The 23,866-nt window shown below is 37.6% G+C and carries 19 protein-coding genes and 2 pseudogenes; 15 read left to right on the top strand and 6 right to left on the bottom strand.

Annotated features, from left to right (window positions below):
* The first annotated feature begins 354 nt into the window (after positions 1-354).
* From glmU to glmS, 4 genes are all read left to right on the top strand, one after another.
* Positions 355-1,725: a bifunctional UDP-N-acetylglucosamine diphosphorylase/glucosamine-1-phosphate N-acetyltransferase GlmU gene (gene glmU / locus GQS55_RS19570; protein ID WP_159822362.1), complete on the top strand. Its 1,371-nt coding sequence runs from the start codon at positions 355-357 to the stop codon at positions 1,723-1,725.
* A gap of 60 nt (positions 1,726-1,785) precedes the next feature.
* Positions 1,786-2,538, top strand: coding sequence for a substrate-binding periplasmic protein (locus GQS55_RS19565; protein ID WP_159822360.1), 753 nt, complete (start codon positions 1,786-1,788; stop codon positions 2,536-2,538).
* Between the two features lie 373 nt (positions 2,539-2,911).
* Positions 2,912-3,682, top strand: coding sequence for a DeoR/GlpR family DNA-binding transcription regulator (locus GQS55_RS19560; protein ID WP_159822358.1), 771 nt, complete (start codon positions 2,912-2,914; stop codon positions 3,680-3,682).
* A gap of 18 nt (positions 3,683-3,700) precedes the next feature.
* Complete coding sequence (gene glmS, locus GQS55_RS19555) at positions 3,701-5,533, top strand: glutamine--fructose-6-phosphate transaminase (isomerizing) (protein WP_159822356.1); 1,833 nt, start codon at positions 3,701-3,703, stop codon at positions 5,531-5,533.
* Between the two features lie 156 nt (positions 5,534-5,689).
* Here glmS and GQS55_RS19550 read toward each other — a convergent pair whose 3' ends face one another.
* Entirely contained in the window at positions 5,690-6,283 is a 594-nt protein-coding gene (locus tag GQS55_RS19550) for a glutathione S-transferase family protein (protein WP_159822354.1), read from the bottom strand.
* A complete protein-coding gene (locus GQS55_RS19545; RefSeq protein ID WP_159822352.1) occupies positions 6,270-6,701 on the bottom strand; it encodes a VOC family protein in 432 nt (143 codons plus the stop codon). The genes GQS55_RS19550 and GQS55_RS19545 overlap by 14 nt, the downstream gene beginning before the upstream one ends.
* Before the next feature lie 116 nt (positions 6,702-6,817).
* Between GQS55_RS19545 and GQS55_RS19540 the strand changes: the two genes are divergently transcribed.
* Positions 6,818-7,729: a LysR family transcriptional regulator gene (locus GQS55_RS19540; protein WP_159822350.1), complete on the top strand. Its 912-nt coding sequence runs from the start codon at positions 6,818-6,820 to the stop codon at positions 7,727-7,729.
* A gap of 248 nt (positions 7,730-7,977) precedes the next feature.
* On the opposite strand, the gene GQS55_RS19535 is transcribed toward GQS55_RS19540, so the two are convergent.
* A complete protein-coding gene (locus tag GQS55_RS19535; RefSeq protein ID WP_236559873.1) occupies positions 7,978-9,972 on the bottom strand; it encodes a S9 family peptidase in 1,995 nt (664 codons plus the stop codon).
* 438 nt (positions 9,973-10,410) lie between these two features.
* Here GQS55_RS19535 and GQS55_RS19530 point away from each other — a divergent pair, with 438 nt between their 5' ends.
* The 7 genes and pseudogenes from GQS55_RS19530 to GQS55_RS19500 all read left to right on the top strand — a co-directional run.
* A complete protein-coding gene (locus GQS55_RS19530) occupies positions 10,411-10,821 on the top strand; it encodes a hypothetical protein (RefSeq protein ID WP_159822346.1) in 411 nt (136 codons plus the stop codon).
* Between the two features lie 356 nt (positions 10,822-11,177).
* Positions 11,178-12,104, top strand: coding sequence for a ubiquinol oxidase subunit II (cyoA, locus tag GQS55_RS19525; protein WP_159822344.1), 927 nt, complete (start codon positions 11,178-11,180; stop codon positions 12,102-12,104).
* Positions 12,105-12,106: 2 nt separating this feature from the next.
* Positions 12,107-14,096: pseudogene (cyoB, locus tag GQS55_RS19520) on the top strand (cytochrome o ubiquinol oxidase subunit I).
* Positions 14,093-14,710: a cytochrome o ubiquinol oxidase subunit III gene (cyoC, locus tag GQS55_RS19515; protein WP_159822342.1), complete on the top strand. Its 618-nt coding sequence runs from the start codon at positions 14,093-14,095 to the stop codon at positions 14,708-14,710. The pseudogene cyoB and the gene cyoC overlap by 4 nt, the downstream one beginning before the upstream one ends.
* Complete coding sequence (cyoD, locus tag GQS55_RS19510) at positions 14,710-15,039, top strand: cytochrome o ubiquinol oxidase subunit IV (RefSeq protein WP_159822340.1); 330 nt, start codon at positions 14,710-14,712, stop codon at positions 15,037-15,039. The genes cyoC and cyoD overlap by 1 nt, the downstream gene beginning before the upstream one ends.
* Positions 15,040-15,073: 34 nt before the next feature.
* Complete coding sequence (cyoE, locus tag GQS55_RS19505) at positions 15,074-15,952, top strand: heme o synthase (RefSeq protein WP_159822338.1); 879 nt, start codon at positions 15,074-15,076, stop codon at positions 15,950-15,952.
* Between the two features lie 228 nt (positions 15,953-16,180).
* A pseudogene (locus GQS55_RS19500) lies at positions 16,181-16,355 on the top strand (SMR family transporter); the annotation flags it as partial.
* 80 nt (positions 16,356-16,435) lie between these two features.
* Here GQS55_RS19500 and GQS55_RS19495 read toward each other — a convergent pair.
* Genes GQS55_RS19495 through GQS55_RS19485 form a run of 3 tightly spaced genes read right to left on the bottom strand, consistent with a single transcriptional unit; the run spans position 16,436 to position 19,078 of the window.
* Positions 16,436-17,521, bottom strand: coding sequence for a DUF2955 domain-containing protein (locus GQS55_RS19495; protein WP_442872201.1), 1,086 nt, complete (start codon positions 17,519-17,521; stop codon positions 16,436-16,438).
* A 7-nt stretch (positions 17,522-17,528) separates the two neighbouring features.
* Positions 17,529-18,593: an HlyD family secretion protein gene (locus GQS55_RS19490; RefSeq protein WP_159822334.1), complete on the bottom strand. Its 1,065-nt coding sequence runs from the start codon at positions 18,591-18,593 to the stop codon at positions 17,529-17,531.
* A 2-nt stretch (positions 18,594-18,595) separates the two neighbouring features.
* The gene (locus GQS55_RS19485; RefSeq protein WP_159822332.1) at positions 18,596-19,078 is read right to left on the bottom strand and encodes a MarR family winged helix-turn-helix transcriptional regulator; all 483 of its coding nucleotides are present in this window, start codon (positions 19,076-19,078) and stop codon (positions 18,596-18,598) included.
* A 331-nt stretch (positions 19,079-19,409) separates the two neighbouring features.
* On the opposite strand from GQS55_RS19485, the gene GQS55_RS19480 reads away from it, so the two are divergent.
* The 3 genes from GQS55_RS19480 to GQS55_RS19470 all read left to right on the top strand — a co-directional run bounded on the left by GQS55_RS19480 (position 19,410) and on the right by GQS55_RS19470 (position 23,655).
* On the top strand, positions 19,410-20,096 hold the full coding sequence (locus tag GQS55_RS19480) for a response regulator transcription factor (protein ID WP_159822330.1): 687 nt from the start codon (positions 19,410-19,412) through the stop codon (positions 20,094-20,096).
* Positions 20,093-21,430, top strand: coding sequence for a histidine kinase sensor domain-containing protein (locus tag GQS55_RS19475; protein ID WP_159822328.1), 1,338 nt, complete (start codon positions 20,093-20,095; stop codon positions 21,428-21,430). The genes GQS55_RS19480 and GQS55_RS19475 overlap by 4 nt, the downstream gene beginning before the upstream one ends.
* Before the next feature lie 80 nt (positions 21,431-21,510).
* On the top strand, positions 21,511-23,655 hold the full coding sequence (locus tag GQS55_RS19470; RefSeq protein WP_159822326.1) for a TonB-dependent receptor domain-containing protein: 2,145 nt from the start codon (positions 21,511-21,513) through the stop codon (positions 23,653-23,655).
* Positions 23,656-23,866 lie beyond the last annotated feature (211 nt).

The raw sequence follows: 23,866 nt of genomic DNA, 5'->3' as shown, positions 1-23,866 counted from the left end.
AGAACAGCATGGCCTACAGGTTTATCTCTTATCTTCGTTAATTTAACTCTTACATTCATATCTTGTTCATCACTCTATATTCAATATTGATAGAGGTATCGCAAAAAATATACCAAGCTACAAATAAAGAGTAACCTATTGTTTTATATTGTTAATGTTTTCGTGCGTTATTATTTATCTTGCTATGATGCTTAAATAGAGGGCGAGAAAAAGAAAAGTCGCACACAAGCTGTGCAGGGGCGAGCACTTATTTTATTTTTAATAGAGCACAATAAATAAAATTAATAGCAAAGCGAGTGCAAAGGTAGGTACAATAATAAGCATACACAATATATTTATTTGAATGGATTTATCATGTCTCTCTCTGTCGTTATTCTTGCCGCGGGTAAAGGTACTCGTATGCGCTCTTCTTTACCTAAAGTACTTCATGTTGTTGCTGATAAACCAATGGTTTCACATGTTATTGATAGCGCACGCTACTTAGGCGCTGAAAACATTTATGTTGTTTATGGTTTCGGTGGCGATGTGCTTAAAGCTACATTAACAGGTGATGATTCAGGTAAGGATTTAACTTTTGTTGAGCAAACCGAACAGTTAGGTACAGGTCATGCGGTTGATCAAGCGTCGCCATTTTTGACTGACGATGAAGATGTATTGGTTTTATATGGTGATGTACCATTAACCAAGGTTTCTACTTTAGAAAACTTACTAAAAGCTAAACCTAGTAATGGCATGGCGCTTTTAACTGTGCACTTAACTAACCCCTCTGGTTATGGCCGCATCGTCCGTGTTGACGATCAAGTGGTAGGGATTGTAGAACAAAAAGATGCATCGCCAGAGCAACTTACGATTAAAGAAGCGAATACCGGTATTTTGTTAGCTAATGGTGGAGACTTAAAGCGCTGGTTAAGTGGTCTTTCTAACGAGAATGCACAAGGTGAATATTACCTAACAGATATCATAGCGGCAGCTCATAATGAAGGTAAATTGATTGCGACTGCTCACCCTGAGACTGAAGTTGAAGTGGAAGGTGCAAATAATAGAGTGCAATTAGCGACTTTAGAGCGCGCTTACCAAGCACGTTTAGCGGAAGCATTGATGATTGAAGGAGCAAGTTTGCGCGATCCTGCTCGTATTGATATTCGCGGATCTTTAACCGTTGGTAGTGAAGTAAGTATCGATATTAATTGTATCTTTGAAGGTAAAGTTGTCTTAGCCAATGGTGTAAAAGTTGGTGCAAATTGTATTCTTAAAAATTGTACCGTTAATGATAATGTTGAAATTAAACCTAATACTATTATTGAAGATGCGGTTATTGGTGAAAGTTGTTCAGTAGGTCCTTTTGCTAGAATTCGCCCTGGCACAGTGATGCACAAAGACTCACATGTGGGTAACTTTGTTGAAATGAAGAAAACTACGTTGGGCGAAGGCAGTAAAGCCGGACATTTAACCTATCTTGGCGATACACTTATTGGGAAAAAAGTGAACATAGGCGCTGGTACTATTACTTGTAATTATGATGGTGTTAATAAAGCACAAACAATTATTAAGGATAATGCCTTCATTGGCTCAAATAGCTCTTTAGTTGCGCCTGTTATTATTGGCGAAACTGCCACCGTAGGTGCAGGGTCTGTTATTGCGAAAGAAGTTGATAATAATGACTTAGCGGTTGCCCGTTCTAGACAACGTAATATACAAAATTGGCCACGACCGGTAAAAAAATAGTTTATCGTTAGTATTTTATGTAACTAACGATATTTATATAATAATTGAGTAACGTGTTTTATGTCACGAAAAATTCTAATATGGTTATCTTATTTACTTTTTATTCAACCTTTATACTCTATTGCAAAAGACGATATATCGGTTGAGTTGAAGGTTGTTGCTAATGCTCACCCTTTACTTCAATACCCGGAAAAAGACAAAAACAAAGGTCCGACTATTGACATTCTTAACGCAATATTAGCTGAAGCACAGCTTACGGCTAGTGTTGCGTTTATGCCTTGGGCTCGTGCATTTTCAATCGCTAAAAAAAATCCCAATACGTTAATTTTAAGTATGATCAGAACACCTGAGCGGGAAGATAGTTTTTATTGGATAATTAAAGTGAGCCGTCCAGCACGTGTCTTTATTTCATTAGAAAGTAAGACAGAAAACTATGTTGATACGATAGAGCAAGCAAAAGAAAAGCTTATTGCTGTTATTTTAAATTCAGCTGAGCACAAGGAGCTTGTTGCTGCGGGTTTTTCTGATAAAAAGAATTTATACATTGTTTCTTCACGTGAACAAATGATTAGCTTATTAGCCAATGGTCGAGTTGATTTGATTTACACCGATCCGAATAATGCAAGAGCGCAACTACAGGCTATGAATAGGCCCAACATAGGAATTCATTATAAAAAAATCACTATGAAGAATCAGCGGGTTAGTTATATTGCTTTGAATAAAGGCACGGACAAGGCAATCGCTCAACGCTTACAACAGGCGGCAGATAAATTCGTAAAAACACCAGAGTATGATTACCTATTGGCTAATTAATTTCTTATCGTCGAATAATAGAGTTTGTTGGTAACAAATATTAGCCAATTTAAGTGCTCTTCATGTTCCATTGTAACTCCAGCCATTTAAAACTTATGAATAAGCATACTCTATTAAACGGTTATGTATGTATTTTGGATGCAGAAAACTTTTTTAAGCATAATTTACTACCTTGTCTCTTCTAAAATAATTACTATCTGCTAATTTAATCACCCGATCATCACTTCATTATTTATAAAAAACATTTGTTTTTTAGTGCGTGTCATGTAAATAATATGTTGTCTATTTTTTAGGGGATAAATTGCAAAAGGTTTCGAAATGAAAGATAATAGCGTTCAAAGTGAAAGTTAACTGGTAATTTATCTAATACATTATGTCTAAAAGAAATACTCAACAGCGTCGTCATAGCATTATTACCGAACTTAATATCAACGGAGAAGTGAGCGTTGATAGTTTGGCTAAGCAGTTTGATATTTCAGAAGTTTCTATTAGAAAAGATTTAGCTTCACTAGAAAATAGTGGTTTGTTATTAAGGCGTTATGGTGGAGCCATAGCTTTACCTAGAGAGATTACTGAATCAAAAAGTGAAAAGCTTTCTCTACAAAAGAAAGCAATAGCTAAATATGCAGCAACACTCGTTCGAGATCATAATCGAATTATTATTGATAGTGGCCAAACTACTTCGGCTTTAGTAAGTGAACTTCAAAGCAAACAAGGTTTAGTTGTAATGACTAATGCACTTAGCATAGCTAACGAAATTCATGCCTTAGAAAATGAGCCTACCTTATTGATGACCGGCGGTACCTGGGACGCCAATTCAGAAGCTTTTCAAGGACAAGTTGCAGAGCAAGTGCTTCGCTCTTATGACTTTGATCAGCTATTTATTGGTGCCGATGGTATCGATATTGATCGCGGAACAACAACTTTTAATGAGTTAACCGGCTTAAGTCGTGTCATGGCAGAAGTTTCGCGTGAAGTTATTGTTATGATTGAATCATATAAAATAGCAAAAAAAATACCTAACTTAGAATTAGGATGGCAACAAATACACACCCTCATCACTGATGATGATTTATCTGAATCAGTAAGATTGCAGCTAATAGCTCAAGGCGTAAACATAATATGCGCCAAGTCAGCTAATTAAAAATAAAGGATATAAACTATGTGTGGCATAGTCGGTGCAGTAGCACAACGTGACGTAGCTGATATTTTGGTCGAAGGACTAAAACGTTTAGAGTACAGAGGTTATGATTCAGCAGGAATTGCAACAATAGATCAGCATAACAAATTAACCAGTGTTAAGCGTTTAGGTAAAGTACAGGAATTAGATCAAGCATTACAGGAAACACCGTTATCTGGCGGTACAGGTATTGCTCATACTCGTTGGGCAACACATGGTTCTCCAAGCGAAGTAAATGCTCACCCTCATCTTTCTAGCGGCAATATCGCGGTTGTTCATAATGGTATTATTGAAAATCATGAAGCATTACGTAAACAGCTTCAAGGTTTAGGATATGAGTTTGTTTCTCAAACTGATACCGAAGTTATTGGCCATTTAGTTCATCATGAACTAAAAACGAGTGACACGTTATTAGCAGCAGTACAAAAAGCTGTTCAGCAACTTGAAGGTGCCTACGGTACTGTTGTAATGGATAGTACAGATAAAGATCGTATTATTGTTGCGCGTTCAGGAAGTCCATTAGTTATAGGCTATGGCTTAGGCGAAAACTTCATTGCTTCAGATATGATGGCCTTATTACCCGTTACTCGAAAATTTGCCTTTTTAGAAGAAGGTGATGTTGCTGAAGTTACTCGTGTTAACGTTAATATATTTGATGCTAATGGCGACCCAATCGAGCGAGAAGCAAAAGAAGCTTCGGTAAACCATGATAGTGGTGATAAAGGTGAATACCGTCACTACATGCTTAAAGAAACTTATGAACAACCTTCAGCTATTAGAAACACGCTAGAAGGGCGTTTATTAGGAACTGAACTTAATATAGAAACCTTTGGTAATGGCGCTGACGACATTTTTAAAAATGTTGAACACGTACAAATAATTGCCTGCGGTACTAGTTACCATTCAGGTATGGTTGCACGTTATTGGTTAGAAGAGCTTGCGGGTATTTCTTGTAATATCGAAATCGCGAGTGAGTTTAGATACCGTAAATCATTTGTGCCTAAAAACTCAATGATTGTAACCTTGTCACAATCAGGTGAAACAGCTGATACATTAGCGGCTTTACGTTTAGCAAAAGAAATTGGCTACACATCAAGTTTAAGTATTTGTAACGTACCGGGTTCATCGTTAGTTCGAGAATCAGATTTATCATTTATGACAAAAGCGGGCGCTGAAATAGGTGTAGCTTCAACGAAAGCATTTACAACTCAGCTTGTTGGTTTGTTAATGATGACGCTGGCGATAGGTAAACATCACGGTATGCCGGTAGCACAACAAGAAAGCATTGCTAAATCGCTATTAACCTTACCTAACAAACTTGAAGAAGTATTGGCATTAGCGCCTTCAATTGAAGATCTTGCGGAAGATTTTGCAGACAAACAACATGCATTATTCTTAGGTCGTGGTGATCAATACCCAATTGCGATGGAAGGTGCACTTAAACTCAAAGAGATTTCTTATATTCATGCAGAAGCTTATGCCGCTGGTGAACTTAAGCATGGCCCGCTAGCCCTTATTGATGCTGAAATGCCAGTTATTGTTGTTGCACCGAGAAATGATTTAATTGAAAAATTAAAATCAAACGTAGAAGAAGTACGTGCTCGTGGTGGTTTAATGTATGTATTTGCTGATATAGATGCACATTTTGCCAGTGACGACACTATGAAGGTTATTAACGTACCGCATTGTGATGACATAATTGCACCGATTGTTTACACCTTACCACTGCAATTACTTTCATATTATGTTGCTATTATTAAAGGTACAGATGTTGATCAGCCAAGAAATTTAGCAAAATCGGTTACGGTTGAATAAGTTGAATTTAGGGTGATTTTAACCTGTAAGTGAACAATAAAGTATCATACAGCTTAAGCTATTCTGATAAAGTAGAATAGCTTAAGCTTATTTATGAAATTCAATATTCCTTCCTAATACTTTCAAAAATTCACACTGAACCTGTCACCTATTGTGCTAATTACCAGGCATCGATATATAACCAGGTAATTGCTCTAAACGCTTCATCCATGCTTGAATATGAGTATATTCATCAACTGAAACACCACCTTCGTGTGCAATTGAAATATAAGGATAAACGGCACAGTCTGCAATTGTTGGACGATTTACCGCTAACCAATCTTTGTCAGCAAGATGGTTGTTGATTAACGTTAATATCTGAGTTGAACGTGCTAACGACAAAGCAAGGTCGCTTTCAACACCAAACTTTTCAATTAATCGAGAGGTATTTGGCCCATGTTGTATTTCGTTAGCTGCAACCGATAACCACTGCATAACATCAGCTTGTAAATGCGCTTCGCTAGGCCACCATGCTTCACCACCATATTTATTCGCTAAATATACTAATATAGCTTGGCCATCTCTTAATACGACGTTACCGTCTTCTAGAATTGGAATTTCACCCCACGGGTTTAGTTTAAGTAACGTTTCTCCTTTATGTTCTCCTTGAAGATAATCAACAGGTACAGTATCTAATGGAGCATTAATAAGTGATGCAAATAATCTTACTTTATAACAATTGCCTGATAGTTCTAAGTCATATAATTTCATTGTTTTTTTCCTCAGATAGTAGTTGGTTAAATTCCAGTACATTGCCGTCTGGATCACGGATAAATAAAGTCATTCTTCTCGGACCCAATTTTTTAGGCCCCTCAGTGATTTCTATTCCTTCTTTTAATAGCCAGCTTTCAAACTGATTTATGTCATTAATAACGAATGCCGGATGTGTAATCCCTGGTTGTTTAATTGCCTCATCAAGCAGCACATTTTTTCGATCTTTTGTGGTTGCGCCATTAAAAATAAGGTTAATTCTAACGCCAGCCGAGGTCATCATTTCATTGGCTTCAGCCTCTGGAATACGATAAGTCTCTTTGAATCCTAGCGATTCATAAAACTTAATAGATTGTTGTCTGTTGCTTACTCTAATTCCGACATGGTCATAGGCAATCGCAATTTGTGAATTCATCATATGTAAACCGTTTATAAGATTTTTGGTTGATTTTTAATAGATCCACTATGACACTTTGTTATTTAAAAGATAATACTGTAAATTTGACAATGATATTTTCAATAAATGAGATAATGATGGATAGATTACAAGCAATGACAATGTTAATTAAGGTAGTCGAGCTTGGTAGCTTCTCTGCTGCAAGCAAAGCATTGAATGTGCCGTTACCTACATTAAGTCGGAAAGTATCTGAACTTGAAAATCAACTTGGTGTGCGAGTGCTACATAGAACAACTCGAAAGTTGTCATTAACTATTGCTGGCACTGACTATATTCGAGCCTGTAAAAGGATTATTGAACAGGTTGAAGAAGCCGAGCGTGAAGTCAAAGGTGAATATTTGGAGCCAAGAGGTGAGTTGGTTATTACTGCGCCGGTTATGTTTGGAAAAAAGTATGTATTGCCTATTGTTACTGAATTTCTGTCTTTATATTCAAATATAAATGTGCAACTCATTTTATCAGATGGAAATATGAACTTGTTTGAAAATGAAGTTGATATGGCCGTTAGAATTGGGGTTTTACCTGACAGCTCAATGATCGCAACGCAAGTGGGAAAGATTCGAATTGTTACCTGCGCAAATCAGCAAGTTTTAGAGCAATATAGTCAATTATCATCGCCTTACGATTTATCTAACTTTGCATGTATCTTACTAAACACAGAAAATACTCCTCCACATTGGCGCTATTACCTTCCTGATGCTCAAATGAATATTAATATAAACATTTCATCTAGACTCACCGTTACAGATAGTGAATCTGCGGTTACCGCTGCGATAAATGGCGTAGGGATAACACAACAATTGCATTATCAAGTTAAAGACGCGGTAGATACCGGCGAACTGAGTATTATCCTACCGGAATTTGAACCTGAGACTGTGCCAGTACATTTAATACATAAATCTAAAAAGTATATGCCGCAAAAAATGAAAAGCTTTTTAGCTTTTGCCCTACCTAAACTTAAAAGAAAAATTGGCGCGTTAACTGCTTAGTTAATGATTAATTATTTTGTTAACCACTTGAAAAATAAATAGTTAATATCTTTTTATAAGACCCCCTTTCACAACACTGTATAAGGGGGCTTATACCAATTCCAATAAGTTTCTTCTCACTCAACGAGAGTTAAAAGGTTTAGAGGCACAAGTTATACGTTCCAAACATAACTTAAGTACCGACATCCATGTCGGCAAGGCATTATTGATTGAAGAGAATGGTTATTCCCTTGTCAAAATCATTAGTGCTATTTATTGCTGTGTTTATCAAACCACCATTGAATATAAGCCACTTTTGCCATTAAGTTAGACGGTCGTTTTGTTATGCCATGTGAAGCATCAGGAATGCGTACCATGGCAGTATCAACGTCTTGTAATTTTAATGCTTGATAAAATTGCTCTGTTTCTGAAATAGGGGTGCGGTAATCAGCTTCACCAGTCAATAGCATTGTTGGAGTTTTAACATTGCCTACATAGCTAATAGGTGAGCGTTTCATATAATGTTCAATGTGATCCCATGGTTTACCAGGGAACCAATAATCAGCAAAGAAAGGATAAAAATCAGCCGTTAAGACAAAGCTTATCCAATTGATAACAGGTTTGGCAACTACTGCAGCAGCAAAACGGTCTGTATGACCAACAATCCATGCTGTTAATACGCCGCCACCAGAGCCGCCAGTAACAAACAAATTAGACTCATCAATAAACCCTTTGGCAATTAAAGCATCAACACCCGTCATTAAGTCATCAAAATCGTTACTTGGGTAATTATGATGAATGGTTTGGGCAAATTCTTTACCATAAGAATCACTACCACGTGGGTTCATATATAAAACAACATTACCTTTCGCTGCAAATAATTGTACTTCGGCACTAAAGTGCGGGCCATAATTAGCAACCGGTCCACCATGAATCTCTAATATAAGCGGGTACTTTTTCTTGCTATCAAACCCTGGTGGATACGCAACCCAACCTTGAATAGGCAGGCTGTCATGACTTGATTTAAGCCAAATTTCTTCGACTTTTGCTAATTGTTTATTGCCTAACGCATCATCATTTAAATGCGTTAAACGTTGGGTTTTACCGCGTTTAACTAAAGCAACATCAGCAGGGCGTTGAGTATCTGCAAAAGTTATTGCCACATCACCATCTTCACTTACATCAAAATCACCACCTGAATAAGGACGACCAAAAGAAACACTGCCAATTCGCTCAGTTAGCACTTTGCGTTTGCCATTACGTGGTTGATAAGCAAGTACTGTTTGTCCTTCGCTGGCGTAGCTAAAGTAAACACCCTTGGAATCGTCAGCCCATTTAATTTGCCCAACACTACGGTCAAAATCAGTAGTTAAACTTGTTGTTTTACCTGACTTTAAATCACGAATATAAAGTTGAGTATTTTCATAGTTAGTTCGCTTGTCGTCATAACCTGTATAGGCAAGGTAGCGACCATTAGGAGATACTCTCGGTTGGCTATCTGGGCCAACTCTATCTGTTACAGCTGTAATGGTTAAGCTTGTTAAATCCAACGTGTATATTTCAGAATTTGTTGGCTTAAGTTTATATTCATCGTAACGATTTGATGAGAAATAAAGACTATTGCCATCTTCAGCAAAGCTAATAGCACCACCGTGATTAAAGTTACCTGATGTTAGTTGACTAGCATTACCGCCATTTGCATCAATACTAAATAAGTGGCTAAAGCCTGGTTTAGTATAGCCTCCGCCATCAGCACGGTAATACACTTCATCGATATATTTGGCTGGATCGGCCCAATCTGCACCTTCAGGTTTACCAGGTAAGTTAACAGGCGAAGCAACTTTAGCAGGTACAAATTTACTAAATATTAATTGTTTACCGTTTGGTGACCAGTGCAAGCTGCTAGGGCTTTCGATTAAGTTACTTATTTTGGCTACAGCGCCAGTTTTTAGCCATTTGATATAAATTTGGCTACTACCGTCTCGTGTTGAAATAAATGCTAAGCGAGATTCATCAGGTGAAAGTACTGGCGAATAATCCATATGAACGCCAGATGTTAACGGCTGTAATAATGTCGAATCACTATCTACTGACCAGATATTACTGACTTTACGGTCACTTTTAATATCCATACGGTTACGGACAAAATAAACGGTTTTACCGTTGTTAGTCATTTCAAGTTGATTGGCATATTCAAGATCAAAGACATTTTCAAGTTGCAGTGTGGACTCTGGTTGGCTAGCAAAGCCAGAAAAACTGACCATAGCTAAAAGCGTTAGAGGGGAAAAGATTTTCATTTTTGTTCCTTGTTGTTAAACAGTCTTACCATGTTATCAAGTAACAATGATTAAAAAGATACTTAGTTGCGATGAATACACATTTTTAAAAGATTAATTACTTAACATGATTAAATTCCTCTTTTCTATGAGCAAGGAGGAAACCTTGGCTTTATACCTCAACGCGTTATTGTGGTATTTTTATTAAATTGATCTATAAATAACAATCAAACCACTCAAACGCATTTTTATGCAACTACCTCAAAATAGCGTTACCACAGACTAGTCACTATTTAATAACCTTGATACAATGGCGAAATTCTAGTTTATTACGCTTTTATTGATCTACATCATCAATAAAAAGTGCAAACTATAGTAAGGCTTATTTAATCGTAAGCTGGTTAGATCATCATTAAGGTTATAGGTTTGAGCTGTAAAAACTGCCCGCATACAAATACTCAATCGACAGTAAGTCAGTTGAAATTGAGTGTGCCTGTCACTTTTTTTAGTGCAAGACTCTTTACCGCTCTTAGTATATTAATCATCAGTTCGATGATGTTATTAAGTGGCTTTATTGAAGATCTCTCTGAATTAAATTATTTATTCAACGAAGGGGCTTTATCTGAGTCAATTCTTACGAATATTGTTTATTTCTTTATGCAACCAGCCATGAACGGTTGTTTGCTCATCGGTTTATATTGGTTATTTTTTATTATCTTCCCTACACATAGGGCAGGTATTGTTTTACGCAAAACAGCTTTTGAGTTTAGCGAATCTTTACAGTCTTTTATAGGCATACATACGCACGGTTGTCGTGCACCTCCCTTATATAAATAGTTGATTACGACTTTTATTTTTTAACTGTTTAGCTCTCTCTTGTGGCAGCAGTACGTCTGTATTTCAACTACTTCATTATATTTTCTCACCTTTTAATAGTGGACATTCTGCTGCTTAAAATTCGTCGGGAAAAACTTATATTGTTGTTTTATCTAATAAAATAATTTGTTTGAATTTAGGTTATACCATTTACATTAAATTTTTGATCTTGTTGTGCGAAGAAAAAATAGATCAAGGTAAGGCGTTTGATTGAGCGATAGCTGGCTATTGTAATTAAAAACAACGCAACTTTGACTTATTTTAATCAGCACAAGTAGACAATAATTTAATGGCATTGGTGTTAGTAGGATATTCCATTGTTAATTCGAAACCTTTGTAATATAGCTTTAGCTAGCATTGTACTGATATTGTCAGGCTGTGAAGGCGGAGTGCTTGATCCGAAAGGGCAGGTAGGTATTGATGAAAAAAACTTAATCATTATCGCCACTGTTCTTATGCTACTTGTTGTTATCCCCGTTATTGTGATGACTTTATATTTTTCTTGGAAATATAGAGATACACGTACTCATGAAATTTATGCCCCAAAATGGGCGCACTCTAATAAAATTGAAGCTGTCGTTTGGGCTGTTCCGATTATTATCGTTATTATCTTAGGTATTATAACCTGGGAATCTACTCATCGGTTAGACCCTTATAAGCCGCTTGATGGTAAACATATTACCGTTGAAGTTGTTTCGTTAAATTGGAAATGGTTATTCATTTACCCAGAGCAAGGTATTGCTACGGTGAATGAATTGGTCTTTCCGGCTAACGTACCCGTTGAATACAAAATCACGTCAGAAAGCACCATGAATTCTTTTTTTATTCCGCAATTGGGTAGTCAAATTTACTCCATGGCAGGGATGCAAACCAAATTGCATTTAATTGCGAATGAACCAGGTACTTTTAAAGGGTTTTCTGCAAATTACAGTGGTGCTGGTTTCTCAGGAATGAAGTTTAATGCTATTGCCACACCTACCCAAGCGGACTTTGATAAATGGGTAAGTGAAGTTAAGGCACAGAAAAACACATTAACCAAAGCTGAATATTATGAGTTAGCCAAAGCCAGTGAAAACAACCCTGTAAGCTACTATGGCGATGTTGAAAAAGACTTGTTCCATACCATTATTATGAAATATATGGCAGGCATGTCAGGTATGAAAGACATGACCGGTATGAAAAAAATGGAACATAAAATGGATAAACATCCAGCGCAATCATCTCACATCCAAGGCGAGGAATAACTATGCCATTTTTAGGTAATTTAACGTTAGATGCCATTCCATTTCATGAACCCATTATTATGGTTACTATGGCTGTCATTGTATTTGTAGGGCTTGTTCTTTTTGCGCTTATTACAAAGTATAAAAAATGGGGGATATTGTGGCGAGAATGGATCACCTCGGTTGACCATAAACGTTTAGGCGTTATGTACATTTTACTTGCTTTAATTATGCTGTTTCGTGGTTTTAGTGATGCCATTATGATGCGAGCGCAGTTAGCACTTGCAACGAGTGGTGCTGCAGGTTATCTGCCCCCTGAACATTATGACCAAATTTTCACGGCGCATGGTGTCATTATGATCATCTTTATGGCAATGCCATTTATGGTTGGTTTAATGAATATCGTTTTGCCATTACAAATTGGTGCGCGTGATGTGGCATTCCCCTTTCTTAATAATTTGAGCTTTTGGTTAACCGCTAGTGGTGCAATATTAATTAATCTTTCACTAGTTTTTGGTGAATTTGCTAAAACAGGTTGGGTTGCTTATCCACCACTGTCGGAGTTGAGTTTTAGCCCTGGGGTGGGGGTCGATTATTATATTTGGGCCTTGCAGATATCTGGGCTGGGAACACTATTAACGGCGGTTAACTTTTTAGTCACCGTGTTTAAAATGCGTGCACCAGGTATGACACTAATGAAAATGCCTATTTTCACTTGGACCTGTACTTGGGCAAACATATTAATTGCCGCATCATTCCCAATTTTAACCGCAGTATTAGCGATGTTAACGCTTGATCGATACATGGATTTTCATTTTTTCACTAATGATGGTGGCGGTAACGCCATGATGTACATTAATTTGTTTTGGGCGTGGGGTCATCCTGAAGTTTATATTTTAGTATTACCTGCTTTTGGTGTTTTCTCTGAAGTTATCTCTACCTTTACTAGTAAACGTTTATTCGGCTATAAATCAATGATTTATGCAAGTGGTGCTATTTCAATTTTAGGCTTTATTGTTTGGTTGCATCATTTCTTCACTATGGGTTCAAGCGCCAACGTTAATGCATTTTTTGGTGTAATGACTATGATTATTGCTGTTCCAACGGGGGTTAAACTCTTCAACTGGTTATTTACCATTTATCGTGGCCGTTTACGTATCACAGTACCTGTATTGTGGACTATTGGCTTTATGGTGACCTTCACTGTTGGTGGTATGACAGGCGTATTGTTAGCTATTCCTGGTGCCGATTATGTGCTGCATAACAGTTTGTTCCTCATTGCGCATTTTCATAACACTATTATTGGTGGTGCAGTATTTGGTTACCTTGCTGGTTTTGCATTTTGGTTCCCCGAAAGCCATGGGCTTTAAGCTCAATGAATACTGGGGAAAAGTGTCATTTTGGTGCTGGATCGTTGGTTTCTTTGTTGCTTTCATGCCGTTATATGTATTGGGTTTCTTAGGGATGACACGTCGTTTAAACCACACTAATAATCCAGATTGGAATATTTGGTTATATATTGCAGCGGTAGGTGCCGTGATTATTATGTTTGGCATCATTGCGCAAGTTATTCAATTGTATGTGAGCTTTAGAGATCGCGAAGTGTTAGATGACAAAACGGGTGATCCATGGAACGGCCACACACTTGAGTGGGCAACGTCATCGCCACCACAAGCGTATAACTTTGCTGAAATTCCGCATGTTGATGATATTGACGCATGGACTGATATGAAAGAAAAAGGTCTGCATTATCAAGGTAAAACAAGTTATAGCCCAATACATATGCCTAAAAATACATCAGCGGGTGTATTCATGGGAGCAACCTTATCTGTGTTCTGTTTTGCAATGATTTGGCATATTTGGTGGTTGGCTATTGTTGGGCTTGTTGGCGCTATTAGCGTATTTATTAAACGTTGCTATAGCAATGATGTTGACTATTATGTACAACCTGAAGAAATAGCAAAAACTGAACAAGCTTATAATTTAAGTGGTCGTGAAGGAGTAAAAGCATGAGTACACTTTCTGTAAACGTAGACGCGGTATCAACACACCCAGTACATGAACATCATGACACTTCGGGTGATACTGTCTTTGGTTTTTGGTTATATTTAATGACTGATTGCCTATTATTTGCCTCATTCTTTGCGACTTATGCCGTGTTATTTATGAACACGGCGGGGGGCGTTTCTGGTAAAGATATTTTCGAATTAGATTTTGTCGCGATTGAAACAGCTGCTTTATTGGTAAGTAGTATTACGTTTGGTTTTGCAATGATTGCAGCCCATAGCCAAAAGAAAGCCCTGACATTAGTATTCTTAGCGATTACTTTTTGTTTGGGTGCGGTATTTATTGGAATGGAAATTTATGAATTCCAGCATTTAATTGCACACGGTAATGGTCCACAGCAAAGTGCTTTTCTGAGTTCATTTTTCGCCTTAGTTGGCTTACATGGTTTACACGTAACCGCTGGGTTAATTTGGATGACCATTATGATGATAGAAGTTGCTCGTCGTGGCTTAGGTAAAGCGACGGTCACCCGTTTAAGTTGTTTAAGCTTATTTTGGCATTTTTTAGATATTGTATGGATCTGCGTATTTACGGTTGTTTATTTAATGGGGGCAATGTAATGAGCAATAATGAAACACATCATGATGCATCGCACGGTAACGTTAAAAGTTACCTAATAGGTTTTGTATTATCGATTATCTTAACCGCGATTCCATTTTATCTAGTGATGAGTGGCGATTATTCAAAAGTGACGACACTGTGGAGTATTGTCAGTTTAGCTATCATCCAAATTTTCGTGCATTTGAAGTATTTTTTACATCTTAACTTTATCACTGAAGATGGACGAGCAAGTAGTTTCTCGTTTCTGTTCAGTGCGCTCATTATCATTATGGTGGTTGGGTTATCTGTTTGGATTATTTACGCATCCAACGCAATGATGATGTACTAATTGCAGCTAATAAATGTTGTTAAGAGAGGTTAATATGTTTCGTCGGTATTTAAGTGTGACTAAACCGGGCATTATTATGGGGAATTTCATCAGCGTAGCAGGTGGTTTTTTATTAGCTTCTCGGGGCGTTGTTGACCCTTGGTTAATGGCTGCAACCCTGAGTGGTTTATCGTTTGTCATTGCTTCGGGTTGTGCCATTAATAACGTGATTGATAGAGATATAGATATCATCATGGCTCGAACCCGTAAACGCGTGACAGTTACTGGCGAAATGTCTGCTATCACAGCATTAAGTCATGGAGTTGTATTAGGGATTATTGGCTTTGGTTTATTAATCGCCTATACAACGCCTGTGGCTGTGTTTTTTGCAGCTTTTGGTTACTTTATCTATGTCGGTGTTTACAGCCTATATATGAAGCGTAATTCTGTTTACGGTACTTTTGTCGGTAGTCTTTCAGGTGCGGTTCCGCCTGTTGTTGGCTACTGTGCGGTAACGGGAACGTTTGATATGCAAGCCTTAATTTTATTAGTGATGTTCTGTTTATGGCAAATGCCGCACTCGTATGCAATTGCCATCTTCCGCTTTAAAGATTATCAAGCGGCTAATATTCCAGTATTACCAGTGTCACAGGGTATCGATAAAGCGAAACATCACATTGTTATGTACATTGCAATATATGCGCTTGTTGTTATGTTATTACCTATTGGTGGTTTTACCGGGGCAGCCTTTATGGCAGTTGCCTGTACAACCAGTTTTTGGTGGTTACTTATGGCTTTGCGCGGATATCGTCGTGATATCGATATTGTTGGTTGGGCGCGTCAGGTATTTGCGTTTTCAATTATTAATATTACGGCATTAAGCATTGCAATGGCAGTTGATTATCAAGGTATGACGCCGTATGTAACTTATTAAGTGCTATAAAATAAATTGAATGATGAGCAAAAACTAAACCTAACTTAATTTGTTTCGATACATTAAGTTAGGTTTTTTTGTATAACAAACTGTGCATTAGGTAACGTTAACGTTATTGTTTATACCAGTTTCATTAATTAAGTGATCTACTTTATACGCAGGAAAAACGGCCAAATAAAAGCATTTATTTTAATAACTAGTTGTTCTAATTATTAAATAAAGAACGCAGTAGTGGGTTATGTGGTTGTATTCTATTTCCTTTCGCTTGTACTTAAAACGGTTCCAATAGGTATCGCGTATGCTATCTGGGCGGGAATGGGTATAGTCTTAATTGCCTCAATAATTGTATAAACAAATACTAGACTTACCGGCAATAATAGGAATGCTGCTGATTTTGGTGTAAGCCGTTGTTATCAATGTATTTTCAAAAACAGTGAGTCATTAGAAATTTAATAAACGATTCCTGAAAACGTGAGTTTTTAATTATGGCTGATCTAGCACAAATCGAGTACTGACAAATTTATTTAGCAGTCGGTGCATTAAGTAGACAACTATTAATGTTAATCCCACAGAAACAGACACCGAAGTAAAACGGTATAGGCTGTTATACACTAAGTCTTGCTGTGGCGTTAAATATTGACCAAATAAAATCCCCATGGTTGTCATTGCGCCAAACCCTGCACCAGAGCCGCCGCCTTCGAGGGCATGGTAACGCGCAAATAGCATGATACTAATCCACAGAGCGATGCTAACAAACCATAAAATACCGGAATGTTGCAGTAATATCAGTTGCCAAGCTAATCCAACATTACATCCTACTAGTGTACCAATTGCTCGGTTTAGTGCCGCACGACCAGCGCCGTACCAGTTAAGAGGAAATAAAATTAATACCGAAGAAACTTGTGCTGATAGCGAGTCTTGTAAATCGAGTACCTGAAAAACAACAAAAGATAAGGTTGCGACAGTTGCGGCCAAAATAACTTCGTGACGACTGTTACTTTTCGGTTTATTAACAATAGGAGGTTTGCCTCTGCCTTCCACATCAGGAAATATTATATGCATTAAAATGGCCAGAAAAACCGTTAAAATGCAGGCGGTAGCGTTTGACATAACGAGATCATTTGCTGACACGTTACTGTAACTAACAAAATGTAATTGCACCGATAAACTGACGATGCCTAAGGCTCCAAATAAAAAATAAGGGCCTTGAGACATGCATCGAAACATAAAAGCGAACATCAAAAAGACAGCAATAGTCATGGGAATGGGTTGGTCACCAATCATGCCGTGTACTAGCAGTATAAATACGCTCGCTACCGCCATATTTGCTAAAAACTGACGAATAATATGCGCATTGAGTACCGGTACTAAACCCAATAACAACATCGGATACACAGTAAAGAAGGTGCCGTAATTCCAGTCCATTAATTTACTAATAGTGAAACCTAAAGTAGCACCAAAAGCGACCCGTAAACATTGTTGTATTTCGTTGCCAGTAAGTGCTCTATGCGAAAGATTAAGTATATTGCTTTCGCCAGACAGGGGCTTTTTAAGGATACGTTTCATTATATTGCGACTAGTAGATGTAATGAATGATACTGATGATATAAGCTTGCGCGCTGCCTAACCAATGCGTCAGCCCTTCGCCTGGGTGTAATTGTACCGTCGCTCTGGCGCCAGAGGGCATCGTTTCGAGTAATGTAGGCTGATCAGTGATGGCTATATGAGTACGCATATACTGTGCATCGCGCACCCAACGGTCTGAGTTAACAGGATCAGCAAGCACGCCGTCAGCATTTAGTTGACCGTCTTTTACTCCGGCATCAATGGCGACTATTGTGCCAGCGAATACTTTACCTGGCAAAGCGTCAAATACGATTGAGGCTTTATTGCCTATTTTCACGTTGCTTAATGATTTTTCCCGAAAATCAGCGACAATGTCACCTTTTTTTAACACGATTGCAGCAACAGGGTTACCGGCTTGTGCATATTTTCCTGGTTGTAATTGTAAATTGGTTACCCGGCCAGAGACTGCTGAATGTACGTCTGTATAGCTTAATTGCAGTTCAGCGTTTTGTAAGGTGTTTTCGGCTTGACGTAAGAGTAAGTTGTTACCGCCAGCGTATCCTCGTTGAGTTTGAAGCTTCAATACATCGGCTTTAGATGCGTCTACTTGAGCTAGTGCCGACTGATAATTAGACATGATTTTATCATAAAGTTGACGAGAAACGGTATCCAATTTAATTAAACGTTCTACTCGCTCTACCTCTAGTTTTAGTTCGTCAATATTGGCTTTTGATACTTTTACCATCGCTTGTGCAGCGGTAATCGCAGCGTCTAATTGATGGTTAGTTTGGGCAACACTTTCTAAGGCTAATTTTGCTTTATCAACAGCAATTTTATAAGGTTCTTTATCTAAACTAAACAGTAGCTGGCCTTGTTGTATGCTTTGATTATTGTTGATGTAGACCTTATTTACTTGGCCATTCACTTTGGCTGAAATATTTGCTACAGGGTGCAATACTCTAGATTGTGTACTAATCGGCATCCATAAATCGGCATATAAAAAATAGACAAAAGAAATAGCAAAGACGACAAGTGCAACATGCACCCAACGTTTAAAGATTTGATCTGGAGCCATGGTTATTTCTCACCTTCATGATATTTGTTAAGCATAATAGAAGCGTTTTGTTCTAGTTTGCGAAGTACCTTAAATAGTGCGTTGAGTTCATCGTTAGATATTCCTTTAGTAAGCTCTGCGCGAACCATGTTTACACTACCGGTTAACATTTCTATGCATTCACTTCCTGCAGGGGTAAACCATAAACAATGACATCTACCATCGCTTGGATGAGGACGTCGTTCGACTAAGTTTAAATTAACGAGTTGGTTAACTGTACGGGTTAAAGAAGGCATTTCTATACCTAATTCGGTAGCTAACATATGTTGTGAAGTCCCTTCTCCTAACATTTTAAGATTCATCATCGCTGACCATCTCGCTTCTGTCATTTCCATGGGGTTCACTGCTTGAGATATAACGCCACGCCATAGACGAGTTACTCTACTTAGCAACCAACCTAGGCTTGGATTATTGACATTTTGTTTATTAGGTAGTGGCTTTGACATAATAATTCTCACAATTTTCATAATACTTAGCTTGCTAAGTATTATACAGCGATCAATTTACTTAGCAAGCTAAGTAAATATCAATATTAGAGACGTTTAATTGTGGTCTGAGGTATTTTACTGACAGTGATTGCTGTTAACCCTTTAAGTCCTTTCTCTAATAACGACGTTGTGGTGATTGAAAACCCGGGTAAAGCGGATATGAAAGTGACAGTTAAGCGGCGGAGAAAAGCTTACTTCCGTTATTTCATCTATTTTTACTTTTACAGACATTAATATTAGTGTTACAAATAGTAATAGTTATCATTCATTGTTGTGTCGGATCTATATTGTGTCAAAAATAAAAGTCTTGTTAATTGAAGACGACAGTATTCTAAATAATTACCTCGCCGACTTATTAACTAAAACAGGCTATATCGTCGAGCAATGTTTTGATGGTGTTTCAGGGTTGAAACTAGCTCAAACACAACAGCATCAGCTTATTTTACTTGATAAAATGTTACCTCAATTAGACGGTGTTTCTTTATTAAAAACGTTAAGAGAAACAAGTCAACAACCGGTGATTATGATTTCTGCGAAAGGCGCTGAAGAAGAGCGAATTTTGGGGTTAATTCACGGTGCAGATGACTATGTCGCGAAACCATTTAATAGCCAAGAGCTGCTATTAAGAATAGAAGGTTTACTTAGACGAAGTCAGCCAAAAATATCACCAAAGAAAGCTACTGAAATAACTATTGATGGCTTAACACTCAATGCTGCTAAGCAGTTCATCAAGGTAAATGGTGAAGAAGTAGAGTTCACTACCATACAATTTAAGTTGCTGTGGGAGTTAATATCACAGCAGAATGAAATTATTAGTAAAGCTGATTTATATCAAGCGGTATTAAATAAAAAGCTAGGAGTATATGACCGCAGTTTAGATATGCATTTAAGCCGAGTACGCAGAAAACTTAATGAAGCTAATTGGTTAGGTGATCGCTTACAAACAGTGCATGGCAAAGGATATTGTTTTAAATGAATAGGCAATATCTTTGGAAATCATGTTTAATTATTGCTACTGGACTTGTTGCTTTTTTTTATGTTTTAAGTGTGTTGACCTCTAAAGCTGAAGAAGGAATGAGCTTTATTGCTGAAAAAGATCGCACTCAATTAAAGGCGTGGGGAGCCGAAGCTGAACGCCTTTATTCATTAGGTGACCAGAAGAGCCTAAACCAATGGTTAGATATCTTGCACAAACAAGAAAATACATGGATGGCTGTAGCTAGCTTTGATATTGAGCATATTGCCGGTGAGCAACTTAAAGAGGATTTAATAACGGGTCAGCATTTTGGGCGTAATGTTGACTGGAAAATACATTTATATTTTGAGCGTAATCCGACAATGGAGTTGCAGTTTCCGGATAGTAACGCCAGTTTTTTAATTGAATTGCCAGAGAGAATGAGGCCTGGCGCTTACTGGTTAACTACTCGAATCGTTTTACAAGTAATTTTACCATTGGCGGTATTAGTTTTACTTTCAACATGGCTATATCGACACATTATCACGCCCTTACATCAATTAGACAAAGCGACCTCGGCGTTTAGTAAAGGAAACTTTGACGTTAGAGTGAGAAAATTACTTGGTAGCAGAAATGACGAACTTGCTCATTTAGCGTCTACGTTTGATCAAATGGCTAGCCGAATTGGCGAATTAATTGCTAATCAACGACAACTTATCTCAGATTTGTCACATGAATTACGTACACCATTAACTCGCTTAGATATTGCAGTAAATAACTTTGAAATTGACAATAGTCATCAACATCTCGAACGAATATCGAGAGAGTCTACCTATATCCGTAAATTAGTAGAAGACACGTTAACACTCGCTTGGCTAGATAATGAAAAGCCTATTATTCAGCGTGAAGCGGTAGATTTAGTGGATTTACTAGATGTTGTTATTGATGATGCTAAATTTGAATTTTCAGACCGAGAATTAATACTTGAAACGCCTAACAATGCGGTTATTAGTAATAGTAGTCACCAAGCACTTTGTCCTGCGTTAGAGAATATTATTCGTAATGCGTTGCGTTATACACCTATAGGTAAAAAAGTACGAGTGAAATTAAGCCAACAAAACAGTCATTATTGCATTGAGGTTACTGATCAAGGACCTGGAGTGCCAATGCAATATTTAGATAAAATATTCAGGCCTTTTTTTCGAGTAGATAACTCACGTGAAGATGGCAGTGACAGTTTTGGCCTTGGTTTAGCACTAGCGAAACGTCTTTTAAATAGTGTTAGGGCAGATATATTTGCGGAAAATCATCAAGCAGGCGGCCTTAATGTAACGATAATGATTCCTATTACGTAAATGTAACAAATGTAAAAGTTGTATTAATAGCTAAGCTAAATAGTAATAATTCTCATTAATAAAGCAACTGAGAATTTATCATGTCATTTATACCCAAGCAAAAAAACGTGTTTCGTAAGGCACTTGTAAGTGTAGGTGTTGCCGCAGCTTTCGTGAATACTAGCGTATATGCTAATACACAAGAGAATGTAGCGGAAGTAAAAGCTATTGAAAAAATTGTTGTTGTTGGTGCTACTACCAACACAAAAATAACGCCAGAGCAGCTTGAGAAATATCAAGCAAATGATTTAGCAGACATATTTCGTCAAACTCCTTCTGTGACTGTGGGTGGATCTTTAGGTGTCGCACAAAAAGTTTATGTACGTGGTTTAGAAGACTCAATGGTAAATGTAACCGTTGATGGTGCCCCACAAACAAGTACGTTATTTCATCATATTGGTCGAGTATCAATTGAACCTGAATTATTACAAAGTGTTGAAGTGCAAGCTGGCGCGGGTGAAGCAACAGCAGGCACAGGAGCTGTTGGCGGTGCTATTCGTTTTAAAACCAAAAGTGCTGATAACTTACTGAGTGAAGGTGAGCAGTTTGGTGGTATTGCTAAGGCTAGCTATTTCTCAAATAGCGGCCATAAAGAAAGTATTTCTTTATACGGTAAAGCGACAGAAGAGGTTGGTGTTTTAGCGTCTTTTGTTAATGTTAGCCGAGATAATATGGAAGATGGTGACGGAAAAGAAATTCCTGGCTCTGCTGCAGATCAAACACTCGCCTTTGTAAAAGTAAATGCGGACTTAACCGAAAATCAAAAGCTTACAGTTAGTTATGAAAGTCGCAAAGAAGAAGGTAAATTCGGCAAGCAAACTAACTGGGCACCGCTAGCTGATGATCCATTATATGAATCTTGGGGTGAGCGTGAAACGATAGTCCTCAATCATACTTGGTATCTAAGTGATTTAATTAATCTAGAAACCACGCTATATCAAACCGATTCCTCATTTAAACGTGAGTTGTACACCTGGGATGCCTCAATAGAAACCACAGGTTTTGACATCCGCAATACCAGTGACTTAGGCGATCACTCATTAACTTATGGTGTTGAACGTAAAGTTGACAAAGTACATGCGCAATCTTATGAGGACTTTGGTGGTATTTATGATGAAGAAGGAACTGTTACCGGGTTATATGTGCAAGATCATTGGCAATTTAATGATGATTTACTCGTTAGCTTTGGTATACGTCATGATTCCTATGAACTAGACCATGTAGGCCAGTCAGCCAATTGGATACAAGTTGATGGTAATTGGGTTGTTGAAACTGATACGAGTGGAGATCCAGTAACGATAAGCGAAACTTTCTCAACTAAAAAACAAGACGGTTTTAGCAGTAACTTTGGTGTAGTTTATAGTTTAACCGACAACTTAAAACTATCGGCTAGCTATGCTGAAGCATTACGTGGCAGACAAGTTGCTGATGCGTTCACGGTGGGAGAATTGACCCATAACAATAATTTAGAGCCTGAAAACGTTGCTAACAAAGAGCTTGGTTTACAATACAATGATGGCACGTTTATTTTTGAAGCTTCAGCGTATATTAGCGAAATCAGCGATGTTGTTTTTGATAAATTTAAAGGTGGCGAAGGTGTTTTTTATGAAAATATTGGTGATTTAGAGTCGACTGGCTTTGAGTTAGTTGTTGGTTATCAAGCCAATAATTTTGACGTGATCGTTAGCTACAACAGTAATAACGTCGAGTTAAATAATGCCCCATTTGTTTGGCCTGATGCCAATGATGCGTCAGGATCTAGCACGGTTATTTTAGACGGTGTTGATTTAGCGGCATATGAATATGGTGGTTTAGGTAATGCAGTTGGCGATTCATTAAACGTAAATGTTAACTATGAAATGACCGATGAACTAGAAATGGGTTTTAACATCAACTATGTTGCCAGCTTAAATAACATTGAAGTGTTCCATCGCTCTATTGAATTAGGTTGGCTTACCGAGCTTGAAACAATTGATAAGCCTAGTTATACGGTAGTTGATGCTTATGTTAAATATTCACCGATAGAAAATTTAACATTCGATTTAGCTGTGCAAAACTTGCTTGATGAATCTTACCGAAGTCATGGTAGTGTTGCTGATTATGGACATATTGACGGTTACGAAAGCATTGTAGGGATTAAAGAAGCAGGACGAGATATTCGATTAACCGCCTCTTACCAGTTTTAAAGGTAATCCTCATTTAACCTCATATATGGAAGTAAATCATATATGAGGTTAGCTAAGTTTTTTATCTAACTTATTAATTCTAAATTTAAAAATCCTATTTCTTTACCTGTTTCTCCATACGTAATTACCCATACTAGCGAAATAAACCTAAAAAGATGCGATTAGCCTTTTTGTCTTCTAGACGGCTAAACGTCTATTTAAAAGTGTAAAG

Source organism: Colwellia sp. 20A7, assembly GCF_009832865.1.
Classification (GTDB): domain Bacteria; phylum Pseudomonadota; class Gammaproteobacteria; order Enterobacterales; family Alteromonadaceae; genus Colwellia.
The sequence above is the reverse complement of the archived record's forward strand: the minus strand, read 5'-3'. Positions and strand labels throughout refer to the sequence as shown.

Coding starts and splice junctions, on each gene's coding strand:
- glmU (WP_159822362.1), top strand. CDS start 355: ATGTCTCTCTCTGTCGTTATTCTTGCCGCGGGTAAAGGTACTCGTATG.
- GQS55_RS19565 (WP_159822360.1), top strand. CDS start 1,786: ATGTCACGAAAAATTCTAATATGGTTATCTTATTTACTTTTTATTCAA.
- GQS55_RS19560 (WP_159822358.1), top strand. CDS start 2,912: ATGTCTAAAAGAAATACTCAACAGCGTCGTCATAGCATTATTACCGAA.
- glmS (WP_159822356.1), top strand. CDS start 3,701: ATGTGTGGCATAGTCGGTGCAGTAGCACAACGTGACGTAGCTGATATT.
- GQS55_RS19550 (WP_159822354.1), bottom strand. CDS start 6,283: ATGAAATTATATGACTTAGAACTATCAGGCAATTGTTATAAAGTAAGA.
- GQS55_RS19545 (WP_159822352.1), bottom strand. CDS start 6,701: ATGATGAATTCACAAATTGCGATTGCCTATGACCATGTCGGAATTAGA.
- GQS55_RS19540 (WP_159822350.1), top strand. CDS start 6,818: ATGGATAGATTACAAGCAATGACAATGTTAATTAAGGTAGTCGAGCTT.
- GQS55_RS19535 (WP_236559873.1), bottom strand. CDS start 9,972: ATGGTCAGTTTTTCTGGCTTTGCTAGCCAACCAGAGTCCACACTGCAA.
- cyoC (WP_159822342.1), top strand. CDS start 14,093: ATGAGTACACTTTCTGTAAACGTAGACGCGGTATCAACACACCCAGTA.
- cyoD (WP_159822340.1), top strand. CDS start 14,710: ATGAGCAATAATGAAACACATCATGATGCATCGCACGGTAACGTTAAA.
- cyoE (WP_159822338.1), top strand. CDS start 15,074: ATGTTTCGTCGGTATTTAAGTGTGACTAAACCGGGCATTATTATGGGG.
- GQS55_RS19490 (WP_159822334.1), bottom strand. CDS start 18,593: ATGGCTCCAGATCAAATCTTTAAACGTTGGGTGCATGTTGCACTTGTC.
- GQS55_RS19485 (WP_159822332.1), bottom strand. CDS start 19,078: ATGTCAAAGCCACTACCTAATAAACAAAATGTCAATAATCCAAGCCTA.
- GQS55_RS19475 (WP_159822328.1), top strand. CDS start 20,093: ATGAATAGGCAATATCTTTGGAAATCATGTTTAATTATTGCTACTGGA.
- GQS55_RS19470 (WP_159822326.1), top strand. CDS start 21,511: ATGTCATTTATACCCAAGCAAAAAAACGTGTTTCGTAAGGCACTTGTA.